Source organism: Dactylosporangium sp. NPDC049742, from assembly GCF_040674675.1.
Lineage (GTDB): Bacteria > Actinomycetota > Actinomycetes > Mycobacteriales > Micromonosporaceae > Dactylosporangium > Dactylosporangium maewongense.
On the sequence record NZ_JBFANF010000021.1, the window covers coordinates 127,635 to 143,814 of the forward strand.

At 70.8% G+C, this 16,180-nt stretch carries 9 protein-coding genes and 1 CRISPR repeat array; of the genes, 3 read left to right on the forward strand and 6 right to left on the reverse strand.

Translation table 11 applies throughout. The features are described from left to right. Window positions 1-2,838, reverse strand: a complete 2,838-nt coding sequence (gene cas3, locus AB0J72_RS25390; RefSeq protein ID WP_363402691.1) for a CRISPR-associated helicase Cas3' — start codon at window positions 2,836-2,838, stop codon at window positions 1-3. Beyond that, a complete protein-coding gene (locus AB0J72_RS25395) occupies window positions 2,835-4,985 on the reverse strand; it encodes a UvrD-helicase domain-containing protein (RefSeq protein ID WP_363402693.1) in 2,151 nt (716 codons plus the stop codon). Before AB0J72_RS25395 ends, cas3 begins: the two co-directional genes overlap by 4 nt. A gap of 241 nt (window positions 4,986-5,226) precedes the next feature. On the opposite strand from AB0J72_RS25395, the gene AB0J72_RS25400 reads away from it, so the two are divergent. After that, a complete protein-coding gene (locus AB0J72_RS25400) occupies window positions 5,227-6,441 on the forward strand; it encodes a serine/threonine-protein kinase (protein ID WP_363402753.1) in 1,215 nt (404 codons plus the stop codon). On the opposite strand, the gene AB0J72_RS25405 is transcribed toward AB0J72_RS25400, so the two are convergent. Both AB0J72_RS25405 and AB0J72_RS25410 read right to left on the reverse strand, forming a co-directional pair. Continuing rightward, on the reverse strand, window positions 6,423-7,049 hold the full coding sequence (locus tag AB0J72_RS25405; RefSeq protein ID WP_363402695.1) for a hypothetical protein: 627 nt from the start codon (window positions 7,047-7,049) through the stop codon (window positions 6,423-6,425). The two genes, AB0J72_RS25400 and AB0J72_RS25405, sit on opposite strands and share 19 nt — an antisense overlap. A 79-nt stretch (window positions 7,050-7,128) precedes the next feature. Further along, window positions 7,129-7,311 (reverse strand): hypothetical protein, encoded by a 183-nt coding sequence (locus tag AB0J72_RS25410; RefSeq protein WP_363402697.1) that lies wholly within the window; start codon window positions 7,309-7,311, stop codon window positions 7,129-7,131. A gap of 93 nt (window positions 7,312-7,404) precedes the next feature. Between AB0J72_RS25410 and AB0J72_RS25415 the strand changes: the two genes are divergently transcribed. Continuing rightward, on the forward strand, window positions 7,405-9,468 hold the full coding sequence (locus AB0J72_RS25415) for an N-6 DNA methylase (protein WP_363402699.1): 2,064 nt from the start codon (window positions 7,405-7,407) through the stop codon (window positions 9,466-9,468). 272 nt (window positions 9,469-9,740) lie between these two features. Further along, a CRISPR array of direct repeats spans window positions 9,741-13,057; the repeat unit is 28 nt; unit sequence GTGCTCCCCGCGCACGCGGGGGTGGTCC. 462 nt (window positions 13,058-13,519) lie between these two features. Here the strand turns inward: AB0J72_RS25415 and AB0J72_RS25420 are convergent. Beyond that, window positions 13,520-14,086 (reverse strand): HD domain-containing protein, encoded by a 567-nt coding sequence (locus AB0J72_RS25420; protein ID WP_363402755.1) that lies wholly within the window; start codon window positions 14,084-14,086, stop codon window positions 13,520-13,522. 7 nt (window positions 14,087-14,093) lie between these two features. Next, window positions 14,094-15,248, reverse strand: a complete 1,155-nt coding sequence (locus tag AB0J72_RS25425; protein WP_363402701.1) for a helix-turn-helix transcriptional regulator — start codon at window positions 15,246-15,248, stop codon at window positions 14,094-14,096. 182 nt (window positions 15,249-15,430) lie between these two features. On the opposite strand from AB0J72_RS25425, the gene AB0J72_RS25430 reads away from it, so the two are divergent. Beyond that, entirely contained in the window at window positions 15,431-15,850 is a 420-nt protein-coding gene (locus AB0J72_RS25430) for a hypothetical protein (RefSeq protein ID WP_363402703.1), read from the forward strand. Window positions 15,851-16,180: the final 330 nt, after the last annotated feature.

Here is a 16,180-nt window from a genome sequence, read left to right on the forward strand (position 1 = left end):
TCATGCGGTGCGGGTGACCTGCAGTCCCTCGCGCTGGTCGTAGTGCAGGTCGAAACCGGCCACCGTCGCGTTGCCGTCGCTGTCGATGTCGAGGACGAGCTCGCCTGCCAGCCAGTGGTTCGCCTGCCAGGCGCTCACGTCGATCCGGTGCTCCAGGGCGGCGATGACCTCATCGATGACGTCGGGATCGGTCATCGTCCGGGGCAGGGGCAGCGTGCACCGGGCGATCTGCCGAGGCAGCGGCCAACGCGGCTCACTCGCGGTCGGCACCGCCGCTCCTCCCCCATCGATCCAGGGCGGGATCACGAGCCCTTCCGGTGTCCGGACCAGCAGCAGGACCTCCAGGGACTCGCCGTCGGTGTCGCGCACGTAGCCCTGTGCGGTGCGGTCGTCGGCGTTGCCGACGCCGCCCGACAGCCAGTTGATGAGCGATGTCCCTGGCTCGCCCATGCCGGCGAGCCGGAACCCGTTCGCCTTCTGTTCCTTGTCGGCGGTCTCGTCCTTGTGCCGGGCCTCGGCTTCCGCCATCGCTGGTTGCCACTGCGGCGGGCCGACGGGCGCATCGCAGTAGGCGGTCTGGGTGAGCGGTGCGATGTCAGCCGGCAGTCGCAGCGGCTGGCCGTCCAGGTGCGGCAGGAGCACCGCGGCGGCCCGCAGCAGAGTGGACGTCTGGTACACCCGCCGGGACCCCGACACGGGCTGTGGCGGTTCCTCGTCCCAGTCGGCGCCGCTGATCCAGCAGGCGGGTGATGCGACCCGGGCAGGCCGGTCGGTACGCGGGTGCCGGTGCAGCCGGCCGATGCGCTGCAGCACGAGGTCGACCGGGGCCAGGTCCGTAACGAGCAGGTCGAAGTCGATGTCGAGGGACTGCTCGGCGACCTGGCTGGCCACGACGACGTGCCTGGCTGGGCGGTTGGCGCCGGACGGTCCGAACGTGTCGCGCAGCCAGCGGTCCTTCGCTGCCCGGTCGACGGCCATGAACCGTGAGTGCGCCACGGACACCGGCGTGTCCGGGCCGAGCGACGCCCGGAGCGCGGCCGCAGTTTCCTGGACGCGCCGCACGGTGTTGCGGACGATGAGCGCGCAGCCGCCCTCGGCGAGCCGGTCGCGGAGCAGTTCGGCGAGGGCGGGCAGGTCGTCGTCGAGGCGCTGCAGGGTGACCGTGACACCGCGGCCCGAGTCGGCGCAGCTGACCGCGGTGGCGCCGCGCGTCTCGCCGGAGACGGTGACGAGCGGGTACCGCAGGTCGGTGCGGATGTCCGCGTACGGGTCGACGACCGGTTTGCCGCGGTCGCGCCAGGTGGGTTTCGGCGGTGGGCCGAGGCGGCCGTTGTCGTAGGCGGCCATCAGCTCGGCCCGGCGCCGCGCGGGCAGCGTCGCGGACAGCACGACGACGGGGACGCCGTAGCCGCCGAGCCATTCCAGCGCACGGTCCAGGAACTGGCTCATGAAGACGTCGTAGGCGTGTGCCTCGTCGACGACCACGACCTTGCCGGCCAGCCCGAGGTGGCGCAGCACGAGATGTTTGCTGCGCAGTGCGGCGAAGAGCAGTTGGTCGACGGTACCGACGACGAAGCTGGACAACAGCGTCCGCTTCGGACCGGCGAGCCAGGTGTGGACGCCGATGTCGGCGCCGCCGGCGTCCATGGCGATGCCGCTGGGGAGCGGCGTGGACCGCAGTCGGTCGTATTCGGGGTTGAGCGCTGCCTTGCCGTGCGCGAGCCGCACATCGCGGGCGCCGCGGCCGGGTTCGGCGTCGGGGAGCCGGCGCAGCCACGACAGCATCCGGCCGAACATGGCGTCGCTGGTGGCGCGGGTGGGCAGCGCCAGGTAGCACCCGGATGCGCCGGTCCGGCCGGCGAGGATCTCGACGGCGGCTAGCGCCGCCTCGGTCTTGCCTTCGCCCATCGCCGCCTCGACGATGATCATTCCGGGTGCCGGCATGGTGGTGGCGAGGTCCGCGACGGTGCGCTGGACGGGCCGGGGCGTGGCGCCGGCGGGCAGTTCGAACCGGGTGGTGAACAGCGCGTCGATGTCGGCCGGCGCCGGGGCCGGCGTCCAGGGTTCCGGGAGGTCGAGGCGTTCCCAGCCGGTGTTCAGCCGAACGCTGTCGGGGCTGTCGAGGATGTACGGGAAGTACGTCTCGTTGCTGGCGACCCAGTCCGCGACGATGACGAGACCGGTGAGCGCGGCCTGAGCCGGCTGGGTCAGGGGCGCGCCGCACCATTCGGCGAGCCGGTCACCGGCGCCGGAGCGTTCCGTCATCCAGGTCAGCAGCTCCTGCTGGATCTCCTGCCATGCCTGGTCGCCGAGCAGGTGCCGGCGCGCGTGCACACCGGCGATGAGCTCGTCGGTGGGTGGGACGCCGTGGTGGCCGCCGACGACGACGGCGTACGGGTGCGGGTCGTCCCAGCCCTGCCCATTCAGCCAGTCGGCGAGGATGACGTGACCGGCGACGGCGTGTGGTGCGAGGTGCCGGTCCGCCTTGATCTGCGCGGGCTGGAAGCCGAGGCCCCGGTCGCGCATCCGTTCGGCGAGTGCCGGCGCCTGGATCGCGAACGCGGGTGTGGCCTTGCCGATGTCGTGCGTTCCGGCGAGCCACACCGCGAGCGTCCGTCCGTCGGCGGCGCCGGCGGGCAGCTGGTCGGCGATCAGGTCGCGGACGGCGGGGCTGAGCCAGTGGTCCCAGAGCTGTCCGGCGACGTCGGCGGAGTCGGCGAGGTGCCGCCACAGCGGCAGCCAGCCGACCGGTGAGGTGCCGGTGCGGTCGGTCTTGCCCCAGGCGGCGCGGGCGCCTTTGCCCAGCCGCGGCCCGTGGGCGGCCGTCACAGTGCTCATCCGGTGACCGCCGCCGTCACAGCGGGTACCGCACCTGCTGCCGGTAGCAGGGTTGTCGGGGTTCCGGTGTGCGACAGGTAGAGCACGTCGCGGGCCCGGGTCAGCGCGACGAACAGCAGGCATCGCTCGCGTTGCAGGTCCTGGCGGTGGGCGTGCGGGTCGTCGGCCTCGGGCGTCACCGCGTTGCGCGCCGGCAGCAGACCCGAGTCGAGTCCGACGACGGCGAGGCACCGGAACTCGAGACCCTTCAGGCCGTGCATGGTGGCGACCCGGACACCGTCGACGCCGCGCCGGTCGTCGGCGACGTCGATGTGTGCCTCGGTCAGGGTGCGGGTGATGGCCTTGACGAGGCTGCCGGTGCGGGCGGCGACACCGATCGCGTGCGGTTCGACGCCCTGCTCGAGCCAGGTGCCGACCCGCTCGATCAGCGCGTCCAGCTCGCCGTCGCGGTCGGTGTGGGCGGTCAAGACCGGCTCCGCGCCGTGCGTGACGGACCGGTATCCGCGCAGGGTGTCGCCGTCGCCGTCGAGCCCGACGACGGGATCGCCGCTGAGCACCCGCACCGACAGGTTCAGGATCTCGTGGGTGGTGCGGTAGTTGACGGTCAGCCGCCGGGTGCGCCCGCGGACCTGGATGCCGAGCTTGGCCAGGGACGCTTGGTTGTCGTAGATGCGCTGGTACGGGTCGGCCAGCAGGAACAGGTCGTTGGGGCCCGGCGCGACGAGGGCCCGCAGGAGCCGCCACTGCGCCGGGTGCAGGTCCTGCCCTTCATCCACCACCACGTGGCGGTACCGTGCCGGTCGTTGTTGGATGAGCGCGGTGGCCTCGTCAGCGAGCTGGGTATGGGTGTGCGACCGCCGCTTCGCCAGCTGCTGCACGACGTGCTGCATCGCGGCCCAGACGTCGTCGCGCTGCGCGGCACGCAGTCCCTCTCCGCGGCCTGCACGGACGGCTTCGCGGTACGCCTCGACGCTGGTCAGCTGCTGGGCCAGGACGACCTGCTCCCACTCGCGCCGCAGGAACGCGGCGGAGAACCTCGTCATCCGGCCGGCCCGGTTGTGGTACGCCGGTCCGGCCGCGGCGGCCTCGTCCCACAACGCGCCGAGGACGGTGTCGTCGGCGACGGTGACCTTCCGGTGGCGGGAGACAATCTCGTGGGCGAGCTTGTCGATGCTGACCACGTCGATGCGGGCGCGGACCGCCGGGTCGCCGGCGAGCCGGTGCAGCTGCCGGGCGAGCGCTTCGGCGAGCGCGCGGGTGAACGTCGTGAGCAGCACCTTCGAACCGTCGTCAGGGAGCCGGCCGGCCAGGAACACGGCACGGTGCAGGCCGGTGACCGTCTTGCCGGTGCCGGCGCTGCCGGCGACCAGCGCCGGACCGCTGTACTCCTCGCGGTAGGCGACATCCCGCTGGGTCGGGTGCAGGAACGTCCGCCACAGGTCGAACGGGTGCTCCAGGATCGCCGCGAGCTCCACCGGCCCCGACACGAACGTGATCCGGTCGGGCATCCGGCGGGCGGCCGCCTCCAAGTTCCGGGTGTCCACCTCACCGGGCTCCTGTCCGGCGAGGATCTGTTCGGACAGCTCGCTCCAGACGTCGGCGACGGACATTCCCGATGCCAGTCCACTCAGGACGGTGCCTTGGATCTCCGGCAGCAAGCCGCACAGGCTGTCCAGCTGGCGGTCGGAGTTGATCCGGCGTAGCAGCGGGATGAGGTCCGGGCTCAACCCGAAACGCTCCAGGTCGGCGTTGGACGCCTGCTCGAACAGCCCGGCGGCGGCAGGCTCGGCCGGCAGGGTGCGTTCGAAGTCCTCGATGCCGCCCTGGTCCCGGACCTCGAGGATGCCGAGCACCTGGTTGACCGAGAAGACGTGCCGCACGGCGTAGGCGTTGGCGTCGTCGTGCGGCATGACGTCCTTCAGCAGGAACCTGGCGCCGCCGAGCGCCACCACGATCCCTCGCCAGAAGTTGTCGATCCTGATGGTCCGCACGTTCGGGTCCCGGGCGCCGGTCAGCTTCTCCAGGTGCAGCCCGGCGTGGACGTGCTGGGCGAACTTCTGGATCGCGCTGTGCACGGCTCGCTGGGTCGGCCGCGGCAGGGTGCCGAAGCGCAGCAGGAACTCCCGATCGATCGCCAGCTCGGCCACGCCGTTCCTCCGCATCGTCGGTCCGGCGCACACGCTGCCGCGCGGCGCCCATCGGTCGGCATGATGGTATTGTGAACAGTAGCTACAAGCAAATTCATTATGGTTGCCATTCACGACCATGTGACCGAAGGGTGGTCAGCCGATCGGTTCACCCGCCGGAAGCGCGACATCCCTCGATAAGCTGACGGACGTGATGGCGGACGCGTGCCTGAAAGACCGCTATGAGGTGGACCGCTTGCCCGTGCCGCACAGCGGGCTCGGCGAGATCTGGGGAGCGCGGGACCGGCTCCTGAACCGCAGGGTGATCATCAAGGTGATCAATCCAGCGAAGATGAGCATCGACCTGGTCCGCCGGTTCCGCAGGGAAGCGCAGTTGACCGCCCGGCTGGACCATCCAGGGGTACCCGCCGTCTTCGATCTCGGCGACCATGAAGGCCGCCCGTACCTGGTGCTGCAACGCGTCAACGGGATCACGCTGGCGGACCTGACCGCCGAGCAGGACTCGGTGCCGATCGCCTGGATCTGCGCGATCGGCGCGCAGATCAGCAGCGTGTTGATCGCCGCGCAGCAGATCGACCTCGTCCACCGCGACCTCAAACCGAGCAACGTCATGCTGGAGCCGAGCGGCGCGGTGAAGGTCCTCGACTTCGGGTTGGCTCTGGTGCACGACGACGGTCGCTACTCCCGGATCACGCGGACCGGCGAGAGCGTCGGCACGGTCGGCTACATGGCCCCGGAACAGATCCGCAACGAGTCCACCGATCACCGCACCGACCTGTACGGGCTGGGAGCGACGCTGTTCCACCTGCTCACGGGGCAGCCGCCGTTCGACGACGAAACGACCACGACCATCGCTCGACGCCAGTTGTACGACCCGCCGCCGCGCCCGGGCGGGCTTCGCCCCGACACGCCGAAGGTGCTCGACGAACTCGTGCACGCGCTGCTCGCCGAGCACCCGCAGGACCGGCCCGACAGCGCAGCCGACGTCTACAACCTGCTGGCCCCGCTCAGCTCACCGCTACCCCCGATGCCGGGATTCATCAACGACGACATCGACGCCGTACGGTCCTACGCCGCCATCGTCGGGCGGCTGCCGGCGCAGCACACGAGCACGCCGGCAGCCCGGACCAAGCGCCCCGGCCTCGACCCCGACCAGGCCGACGCCGAGGCCGAACGCCTGCACGCGGCAGGACAGTTCCGGCCCGCCGCACGGCTCTGGCGGCAACTCGCCGACCAGCTGGCGGCGCAGCATGGCGAGCGCCACCCGATGGTGTTCGACTGCCGGGTCCGCGCCGCCCGCGCCCACGTCCCGCTCGGCGAGCACGACCGGGCGCTACGCCTGCTCGACACCCTGCTGCAGCAGCGGATCCGGCTGGACGGCGCCGAACACCGGGCGGTGACGGACCTGCGGCAGGAGATCGCCCGGCTCCGCGCCGACTATCCGACCACCGGGTAGACGCCGGCCAACGCCGGACGAGGATCGCTGAACCGCCTCGCGAGCAGCACCGCCTTCTGCTCCGGGAACCGGCTACCACCGAAGTGGAAGACCTGCGCACAGGTCTGCCCGCGGATCTCCGTCGTCAGGGCACGACGCGCGAGCGGTGTGTACATCGCGCCGTGCTTCAACCAGGCGGCCTCCTCACCGTGTACGTCGAAGCCGCGGCCGCTCGCCGCATGACCGAACGCGTCGTGCACGGCGCGGAACATGTCGTTCTCGCCGTCGCTCAGGTACGGGTGCGGGTTGTTGCTCGCGGCGCTGGCGAACACGCGCAGCCGCCTCCGGCGCACGTCCTCGACCATCGCGAGCGCGTCCGGGTACGGGTCGTCGTCGACGACACGAACCGTCACGCCGAGGCCCCCGAACTCAACCCGGCCGACCAGGAAGTGGTACTGGCGCACCGTCTGCTCGGAGAACGCCGCGTACGCCGCGAAGGCCCGCTCGTCGCGGATCGGCGCCGCCATGTAGGCGTCCGCGATCGCGCTGCCCAGGTCCGGGTCGATGCGGACCCTCGCGTAGTCGGGCGCGACCCGAGCCGAGCTATCGAAGCGCCGCGCTCCATGCATGAGGTACTCGACCGGCGCGAACGTCGGCGATGCGGCCGTTGACGGGGTGGGTGTGAACAATCGTGTTCATGGTCCTCCTTCAGTCGTTGGGGTGGGCAGCGTCAACACGGCCGGCCGGCGCGTCGAGGCCCGAGATCCGGCCGGTCGCCACCGACTGCTCGTGACGCAGCAGCTCGCCGAACATCCGGATCTCCGAGACCCGACGGTCCTGGTAGAGCTTCGCGAACTTGCCGATCGTCGTACTACGCCCTCGCCGCGCCATGACGCCTCCCGTAAAGTCGTGAACGATCCGACCGTAGCACGCCTCGTCTGTGAACTCCAGTAACAAGAATTCGTGGCATGCTACTGTTCACGGGTGACAGGCGAGCGGAACACGGCCATCGGCGATGCCACCCTCACCGCCAGCGGCATCGCCCAACTGGCGAACGTCGGGCGGGCCGCGGTGAGCAACTGGCGACGCCGGCACGCGGACTTCCCCGCCCCCGTCGGCGGCACCCCCACCAGCCCGTCGTTCAACGCGCGAGAGGTCGAGGACTGGCTGCGCCGCCAGGGCAAGCTGCACCAGGCCGGCACCGAACAGTGGGTCTGGCGCCACATCGAAAGCTTCCAGCCGGCGGCGCGGATCGGCGACGTGCTGGGCATCGCCGGGGCGTACCTGCTCACCCGAGCCGCCCAACCCGACGAAGCCACCGCCCCACCGACCCCGAAGCAGCTGCTCACCCAACTGCGCAGGATCGACCGCGAACTGGCCGACCTCGTCGCCACCGTCCTGCCCGACCGATGGGACGCCCAGCTGACCACAGTGGTGCGCACCGTGCACCAGCTGAGCCAGGAACAGGATCCGGAGACCGCCTTCGAATACCTGCACCATCGGTACACCACCTCGGCGCAGTCCATGTCGGGTCTGGCGAGCACACCCGACCCGGTCGCAGCAGCCATGCTGACCATCGCCGGCCCCAGCGAACGACTGCTCGACTTCACCTGCGGCACCGGATCGATCGTCCGCATGGCCACCGACCGGGCGACACAGGCCGGCACGACAATCGAGTGCTTCGCCCAGGAAATCAAGCCGCAGTACGTGCTCATCGCCCTGCTGCGCCTGTGGTTCGTCCAGCTACGCGCCCAAGCCGCCGGCCACCCCAACCCGCCGCCGAAGCTGCACATCGGCGACAGCATGCTCGCCGACGCGTTCCCCGATCTGCAGGCCGGCATCGTCGTGGCCAACTTCCCGTTCGGCATCCACGACTGGGGACACGACCGCCTCACGTACGACCCGCGCTGGGTGTACGGCATGCCCCCGCGCACAGAACCGGAACTCGCCTGGGTCCAGCACGCCCTCGCCCACCTCTCCCCCGGCGGCATCAGCGTCGTCCTCATGCCACCGGCAGCGGCACTCCGCCCAGCCGGCCGCCGCATCCGCGCCGAACTGGTCCGGCGAGGCGCACTCCGCGCGGTCATCGCCCTGCCGGCCGGCCTCATGCCACCGATCGGCATCGGCCTGCACATCTGGGTCCTCACCCAACCCGACGAGCACCAACCACCCAGAGACCGCCTCCTGTTCGTCGACGCCACTGCGGGCAACCGCCCACTCGCCGAGCTCGCCGGCACCGCCTGGCACGACTTCCAACACGGCCAGCACACCGACATCCCCGGCGTACGCCGCACGGTCCCCGCCATCGACGTCCTCGACGACCAGGTGGACCTGACCCCGCAGCGCTACTTACCGCCTGCGAACCAGCAGGCCACCGATCCAGCCGCAACCATCGCCGCCATCGACGAACTCGACCGATTACTCGCCGAAGTCCGGGACCGGCTCCCCAGGGTCCGGCCCGCAACGGCGACGGCGCTGCACTCTGCACCACAAGCCAGCCTCGCCGACCTGATCCGCTCAGGCAGCATGTCGATCCTGCGCGCCGCCCGCACCCGACAAGCCGACATACCCGAACCGTCATCCCCCAGCGCGATCACTCGCACCACTGAGGACGACGAACCGCCCCGCGTACAAGCCGACGACCTCCTCATCCCCGTCATCGGCCGACAGATCAGCGTCCACGTCGCCACCCCCGACCAGGCCGGCACCGACCTCGAACCAGGCATGCAACTCCTACGCATCGACCCCGACCAGTTCGACCCCTGGTTCGTCGCCGGCGTCCTCTCCCGCACCGACAACCTCCGCGTCGCCGGCCGCGCAACCAGCGCCAGCAGCGGCACTCTCCGCATCGACCTGAAACGCCTCACCATCCCGGTCCTGACCCTGCACGACCAGCAGGAGTACGGCCGAGCCTTCCGCAAGCTGGCCGAGCTCCGCACCCAACTCGATCAGGCCGCAGCAACCGCCGCCACCCTCACCCAAGACATCAGCGACGGCCTCACCTCAGGCACCCTCACCGTCCACTTCAACGACAGCGAACCGACCTGAGCACCGAGTCACCGCTCCCGCCGCCGCACCGCACCCAAGAACCGCCACCGCGATCCTGCCAGCACCACGGTCACGACGACGGTCTAATCGAAGGTGCGAACCCGCTGCCACCAAATCAACGCCAGTCGCAACCCTCAATCTGAGCCCAAGATGCGACAATGACAGCGCATGGCCGCCGAACGCCATCGACCGCGCGATCAACATCTCGGCACACCGCGAACAAAGTGAACGAAATCCCGATAGTTGATCTCTAAACCCACAGGTCATGAAGTGTGCTCCCCGCGCACGCGGGGGTGGTCCGCGTGTGAGAAGTTTCTGGGGGAATCTGATGAAGTGCTCCCCGCGCACGCGGGGGTGGTCCTGCCTGACGCGTCACAGCAAATGCAGGGTCGTTGTGCTCCCCGCGCACGCGGGGGTGGTCCGTGGACGGAGCCGCAGGAGCCGCCGCAGGAGCCGTGCTCCCCGCGCACGCGGGGGTGGTCCCCCTCGGAGCGTACCTCTCCGGCGCTACCGTACGTGCTCCCCGCGCACGCGGGGGTGGTCCGGACGGTCCGGACCCGAAGGACGGCCCGGCGAAGTGCTCCCCGCGCACGCGGGGGTGGTCCGCCGACGATGAGCATGCCGCCGAGCACGTTGCCGTGCTCCCCGCGCACGCGGGGGTGGTCCCGGACGGCTGCCCAAGCGCAACCGCCAGGGCGAGTGCTCCCCGCGCACGCGGGGGTGGTCCTCCGGCACTGATGCCGCCGTCGGCGTAGTAGGTGTGCTCCCCGCGCACGCGGGGGTGGTCCGAGTCCTAACGGTACTGGCAAGGTTGTTAACAGGTGCTCCCCGCGCACGCGGGGGTGGTCCCGGTACTCCAGGTCGTCGACCTCGCGGCGGGGCGTGCTCCCCGCGCACGCGGGGGTGGTCCGCTGACCGCGGCGATCCAGGCGACCATCGCGGCGTGCTCCCCGCGCACGCGGGGGTGGTCCGGTCAAGACCCGGCGCCCGGACTGGGACGACGAGTGCTCCCCGCGCACGCGGGGGTGGTCCTCACGTTGTTCGGCGGTTTGTCGATGACCCGTAGTGCTCCCCGCGCACGCGGGGGTGGTCCCACACGCGACTGACGAGGGTCATTGGCGAACCAGTGCTCCCCGCGCACGCGGGGGTGGTCCTACCGCGTCCATTTACGCCGGAGCGCAACTGCTGTGCTCCCCGCGCACGCGGGGGTGGTCCCGGGGCGCTGGAGGGCGGCACGGACGCGCTCGCGTGCTCCCCGCGCACGCGGGGGTGGTCCGTCCCGCTCCCCGCCGGCGAGGGTCGCCACGAAGTGCTCCCCGCGCACGCGGGGGTGGTCCGCTTGCGCAGTCAGTTGGCATGCCAAAGTTTTCGTGCTCCCCGCGCACGCGGGGGTGGTCCGTTGAACACCTTGGTCGGGGCGAACATCTGGCCGTGCTCCCCGCGCACGCGGGGGTGGTCCCGACTGCCGCTCCCGGGCCTGGGACTCGGTGGCGTGCTCCCCGCGCACGCGGGGGTGGTCCTTGACCGGATGGCAGGTGTCGCGTGATGGGGATGTGCTCCCCGCGCACGCGGGGGTGGTCCCCCGTGGCCAGATGCACTACCCGGATATTGGGTGTGCTCCCCGCGCACGCGGGGGTGGTCCCGGGATCCGCCGGCGGATCGCCGACGAGGACGAGTGCTCCCCGCGCACGCGGGGGTGGTCCCAACTACGCGAAAGCATGGTTGCACTGAGCCTTGTGCTCCCCGCGCACGCGGGGGTGGTCCGGGCACCCTGGGGCGCGGCAACGTGGGCACGGCGTGCTCCCCGCGCACGCGGGGGTGGTCCCGCGCCCCCGGCGGTCGTCAGGTCCGCCACATCGTGCTCCCCGCGCACGCGGGGGTGGTCCGTCAGCACCGGAGGTCGGCGGTGCTGCGGGTGCGTGCTCCCCGCGCACGCGGGGGTGGTCCGAAACCCCATGTCGTTCCTGCGGTTCCGTCCCCGTGCTCCCCGCGCACGCGGGGGTGGTCCGGTCAGGCGGAGGCCGCACGCCTCGCAGCTGCCGTGCTCCCCGCGCACGCGGGGGTGGTCCCGCGTCGACGTCCAGCTCCGGAGGATCGGTGACGTGCTCCCCGCGCACGCGGGGGTGGTCCCACCCACGGCACGCTGGTGTCGGGGTCGTCGCCGTGCTCCCCGCGCACGCGGGGGTGGTCCCACCCACGGCACGCTGGTGTCGGGGTCGTCGCCGTGCTCCCCGCGCACGCGGGGGTGGTCCGTCCAGCTCCTCGCGCAGCTGCCTCGGCGCGATGTGCTCCCCGCGCACGCGGGGGTGGTCCGGAGTCCGGCGGACTGTCCATCGGACCCCCGAAGTGCTCCCCGCGCACGCGGGGGTGGTCCGCATTCCTCCGATGTGTTGGGAATTGCGCGGGTGTGCTCCCCGCGCACGCGGGGGTGGTCCGTTGATGGAAACGGGGTCCAACGCGTTTTTCCTGTGCTCCCCGCGCACGCGGGGGTGGTCCGACGGTGCAGCTGAGCCTGGGGCACACCCAGCCGTGCTCCCCGCGCACGCGGGGGTGGTCCGGCGCGCCGACGGCAGGACGGCCTCACCGTCTCGTGCTCCCCGCGCACGCGGGGGTGGTCCCTGCGCGACTGGGCGCTCAAGTCCGGGCGCACCGTGCTCCCCGCGCACGCGGGGGTGGTCCCCGGCGGGTCGACCACGACATCCGGCCGTCCTCGTGCTCCCCGCGCACGCGGGGGTGGTCCCATGCCGGCGGCGCTGTCCGCGGTGTGGATGAGGTGCTCCCCTCGCACGCGGGGGTGGTCCGTCCGACGCACGGTAGAGGCTGGTCCGGTGCACGTGCTCCCCGCGCACGCGGGGGTGGTCCGCTCTCGCCGACGATCGGCGACGGCAAGGGCTGGTGCTCCCCGCGCACGCGGGGGTGGTCCCTGAGTGGCCTCGCGACTGTCCTCCATCGGCCAGTGCTCCCCGCGCACGCGGGGGTGGTCCGTTGCTCACAGCGCCAGCACCCCCGGCTTCCACGTGCTCCCCGCGCACGCGGGGGTGGTCCAGACCGGAGCGACCGGATACCGGGGCGATCCCACGTGCTCCCCGCGCACGCGGGGGTGGTCCCCTGTCCGTACCGGTCAGCCATCCGACCTTTCCGTGCTCCCCGCGCACGCGGGGGTGGTCCCGTGAACCGGGTGCCGTCCGTGCGCTCCCCCGCGTGCTCCCCGCGCACGCGGGGGTGGTCCGGCGATCCTCGAGTTTGCCGGCGGCGCCGCCCGGTGCTCCCCGCGCACGCGGGGGTGGTCCCGGCCTGCGGGGTAGGGTAGGCCCCCGGAGGCGTGCTCCCCGCGCACGCGGGGGTGGTCCCTGGTAGCCGTCCTGCGTCTCCGCGCGGATGACGTGCTCCCCGCGCACGCGGGGGTGGTCCCACCCGGGAGGGCGCGCCCATGACCATCTGGCCGTGCTCCCCGCGCACGCGGGGGTGGTCCCCCAACGTCCTCATCGTCCTGGACATCTCGCTGCTCCCCGCGCACGCGGGGGGTCCGCTGCCGACCACGTGGCTGGCGTTGGGGATCTCCTGCTCCCGGTTACGCGGGGTGGTCCGTCCTGCGTCCTGCCGCTGCTCTCCGGGTATTCCGCGCACGCGCAAGGTGCGACCTGGCGCTGGCCATGAAGCTCCAGGATGCAGTTGTCCCTATGCACACGGGTGGTCCCGGCTGGTCGCCGAACCGCACAGGGGGTGGTGGTGTTCCCCACGCACGCGGGGGTGGTCCGCCGAGGAACGACAGCACCGCCACCGCCACCGCGTGTTCCCCGCGTACGCGGGGTCCGGGTACCGCGCTATACCGGCAGGCGGGGGGCGCGCCACCAGCTGTCGACGCCACGACCCGGCGTACGGCGCTTCCCGCACACGCGCCAGGGATGTCGGTTGTTGTTGGCGTTGCCGGACGTCGGGATTGCTGCGCTCGCACTCGTACGCGGGGAGTTTGCCTCAGGATCGTTGCCGAAGACCTGAGCAGGCCCTCCATTGTCCTTGCGTTCAACGAGCCTGAGGGATTCGGCAGTCCCTATCGGTCGCGCCAGGTCAACGGAGACAGCGTCATCGCTGCCTCGGCGACTCGGCGGGCGGTTTCGGTCTGGAGGCTAGTGCGGGCCGAGTCGATCCAGCCGTCGACCCGATGGATGCCTGTGTCGCGGTACTCGACGGCCTGCAGCAGCATCTCGAGCTTGTCGGCGTCTTTGGCGCACACCGCTTCCAGCGATTGCCGCGCCTCGTACTCGGCCACCGCTTGCTGGACCGCGTCGCGGCTGCGTTCGGGGAGCTGACGGGTCTGGTCGGCGGTGATCCGGGACGGGTCCGGCTTGTCCAGGTACGCGACGGCGGTGTGTGGTAGGTCGCCGGTGCGGGTCTCCTGGCTGTCGTGCCACAACGCGAGAAACGCCGCGCGGGCGGGATCCCCGCCTTCCTCGGCAGCGAGGATCGCGGCAAGCTGCGCGGCTCGTGCCGTGTGCTCGGCGACCGACTCGGGATCGCGTACGCCCGCATGCCACCAGCCGGATCGCCGGATGCGCTTCAACAATCCGAGCTCATACCCGAACGCGGCGATCGCTTCAGCGTCACCTGGCACGTCGATGTCCTCTCTACCGGTCGGCGATGCGGACCGCGTACTGCAAGCCAACCAACTGATCGCGTTCGGCACGACCCACGGTCGGGGTAGTCATGAGCTTATCGACCACGCCCCGCAGCGCAGTCCGGACGGCAGGGTCCCCGTTCAGCAGCGCCGGCCTCGAGGCGACCAGCGTGTGCAGCGTGCAGATGTGCAGCGGGAGTTGGGGCGATTGCGGCTGCACGCGACGCATCAGGTGATGGAGCAGCCGGATGCCGGTCCACGACCGCGTGTCGGGGTCGAGCATGAACGCGTCGCTGGTCTGCTCGTCGCTCAGCTCGCCGATCCAGTACGCCCAGTAGTTCAGGTTGGCCAGTTCGCCGGGGCCGTCGGTCATGTGGCTGACGAAGTCGTTCAAGTGCGTGCTGTCCCCCGCCGCGGCAAGTGCCACGGATGCTGAGCGGGCCTCCAACATGCCCGCGATGTGCACCGTGCCGACCGTGCCGCGTCCGGCGCGACGCCACTCGGCGCGCAGCCAGTCAACGACGTCAGGTCGGCCGTCGAAGCCGAGCAGGTACACCGCCTGCCGGCGCAGTAGGGCCTCGTCAGCGCTTGCGGCCCGCTGCGCCACCGTCAGCAGATGATCGAAGAATCGGGTCCGTTCCTCGACGGTCAGAGTCGGCTGGGTCGGCACCGGGCCACGCCGGGTGGACGGGCGACCAAACTCATGGAGGTGATCCGGCAGCTTGCCGAGGATCGGCCAGGTGATCAAGTTGGTGAAAGTCCACCGGTGCACGCTCGCGGCCAGAGGGTGCATCTCCGGATTCACCCACGCCGCTCCGGCAGTGATGCCGGTCGACAGCACTTGATCCGCTTCAATCGCCTCCCGCAGGTGGCGTCCTGTCGACGCAGGTGCGCCCAACCGGGACAACCGGACGCACAGCTGCAGGAAGTCTCCTGCGCTGATGGCCGCCAGTGGACGGCGGCCGGACTCCCAGCCCTGCACGGTGGTGACGTCCACGCCGACTTCCTCGGCCAGGCGCTCCTGTGTCAGACCGGTTGACTGTCGGGCGAGCTTCAGGACAAAGCCCGACAGCAGCCCGATCGCTCGCGTACCCGGACTCCCAGTCAGTGTTGTCCGCTTGCGTGTCACAACCATCTCCAGGATCGTCCGCTTGCTGCGCGACATACCCGTACCGGCGGTCAGTTCCGCGCTCTGTCACCCAATCGTAGCCTTGTGTCACCAGCGAGCCGCTCAACCATCGACTACGGACGTTGCGACAATCACGAACGACGGGAATTGTGATGAGTTCAAGCCTCACAGCAATCCTCAGGCCACATGACCTCGAACTGGCGCTGCTGTGTTTCGAGGTGGCCATCGACCTGGTCCCTCTCATCTCGACCGTGGTCGAGGACCACAACGGCAGGGCCGTCATCGCCCGCGACATTGTCGACTGCTGGCTCGGGCTACCAATCGCCGTTCGCGCGAGGTACGCGACCAAACGGCTGCCCACCGCGCCGGACTTCGCCGGCCATGCACCGGTGCATGCGTTGAGCCGCTTCACGGGTGACTACGTCGACGCAATTGACGAATCCTGGATCCCGGAAGGCACCGACCCGTACACCGTCGACGCTGACACCGCAGACCGGCTGCACCGGAACGCATGGCGCCGTCACGAACGGCACATCCGCGAACGGATCACAGCGCGCCGCGGCCCGGACGAGCAGTTCCTGCGCAAGCTCACCGAACCGACGGACTTCACTGGCGATGGCTGGAACACCAAAGTCTGAGCCATTCCTGGGCACTCTTGGTGCGGAGATCCTCGTCGATACCCGACGTGCCGACATCGCAGCCGGAGTGAGGCGTGCCGGAATCGCGCTGTTCGGATTCGCGTGGGCGCGGCGGAGCGAAGCGTTCCCACCGCGGTCACCTCACGACGAAGGCATGTTCGGTGGGCTGCCAGCCCCACACCTCTCAACTGCAATCGCCAACCTGCCCGGCGAACTGCTCACCGACTACGCCGCTGGGCTTCGATCTTCGCATCGACTAGCATCCCACAGTTACTGGATGCATACGGAGAGAAGCCTTCGCCGCTTAACGCGCTCCTCAACTGCCAGGCA

Coding starts and splice junctions, on each gene's coding strand:
- cas3 (WP_363402691.1), bottom strand. CDS start 2,838: ATGAGCACTGTGACGGCCGCCCACGGGCCGCGGCTGGGCAAAGGCGCC.
- AB0J72_RS25405 (WP_363402695.1), bottom strand. CDS start 7,049: ATGCATGGAGCGCGGCGCTTCGATAGCTCGGCTCGGGTCGCGCCCGAC.
- AB0J72_RS25410 (WP_363402697.1), bottom strand. CDS start 7,311: ATGGCGCGGCGAGGGCGTAGTACGACGATCGGCAAGTTCGCGAAGCTC.
- AB0J72_RS25425 (WP_363402701.1), bottom strand. CDS start 15,248: ATGTCGCGCAGCAAGCGGACGATCCTGGAGATGGTTGTGACACGCAAG.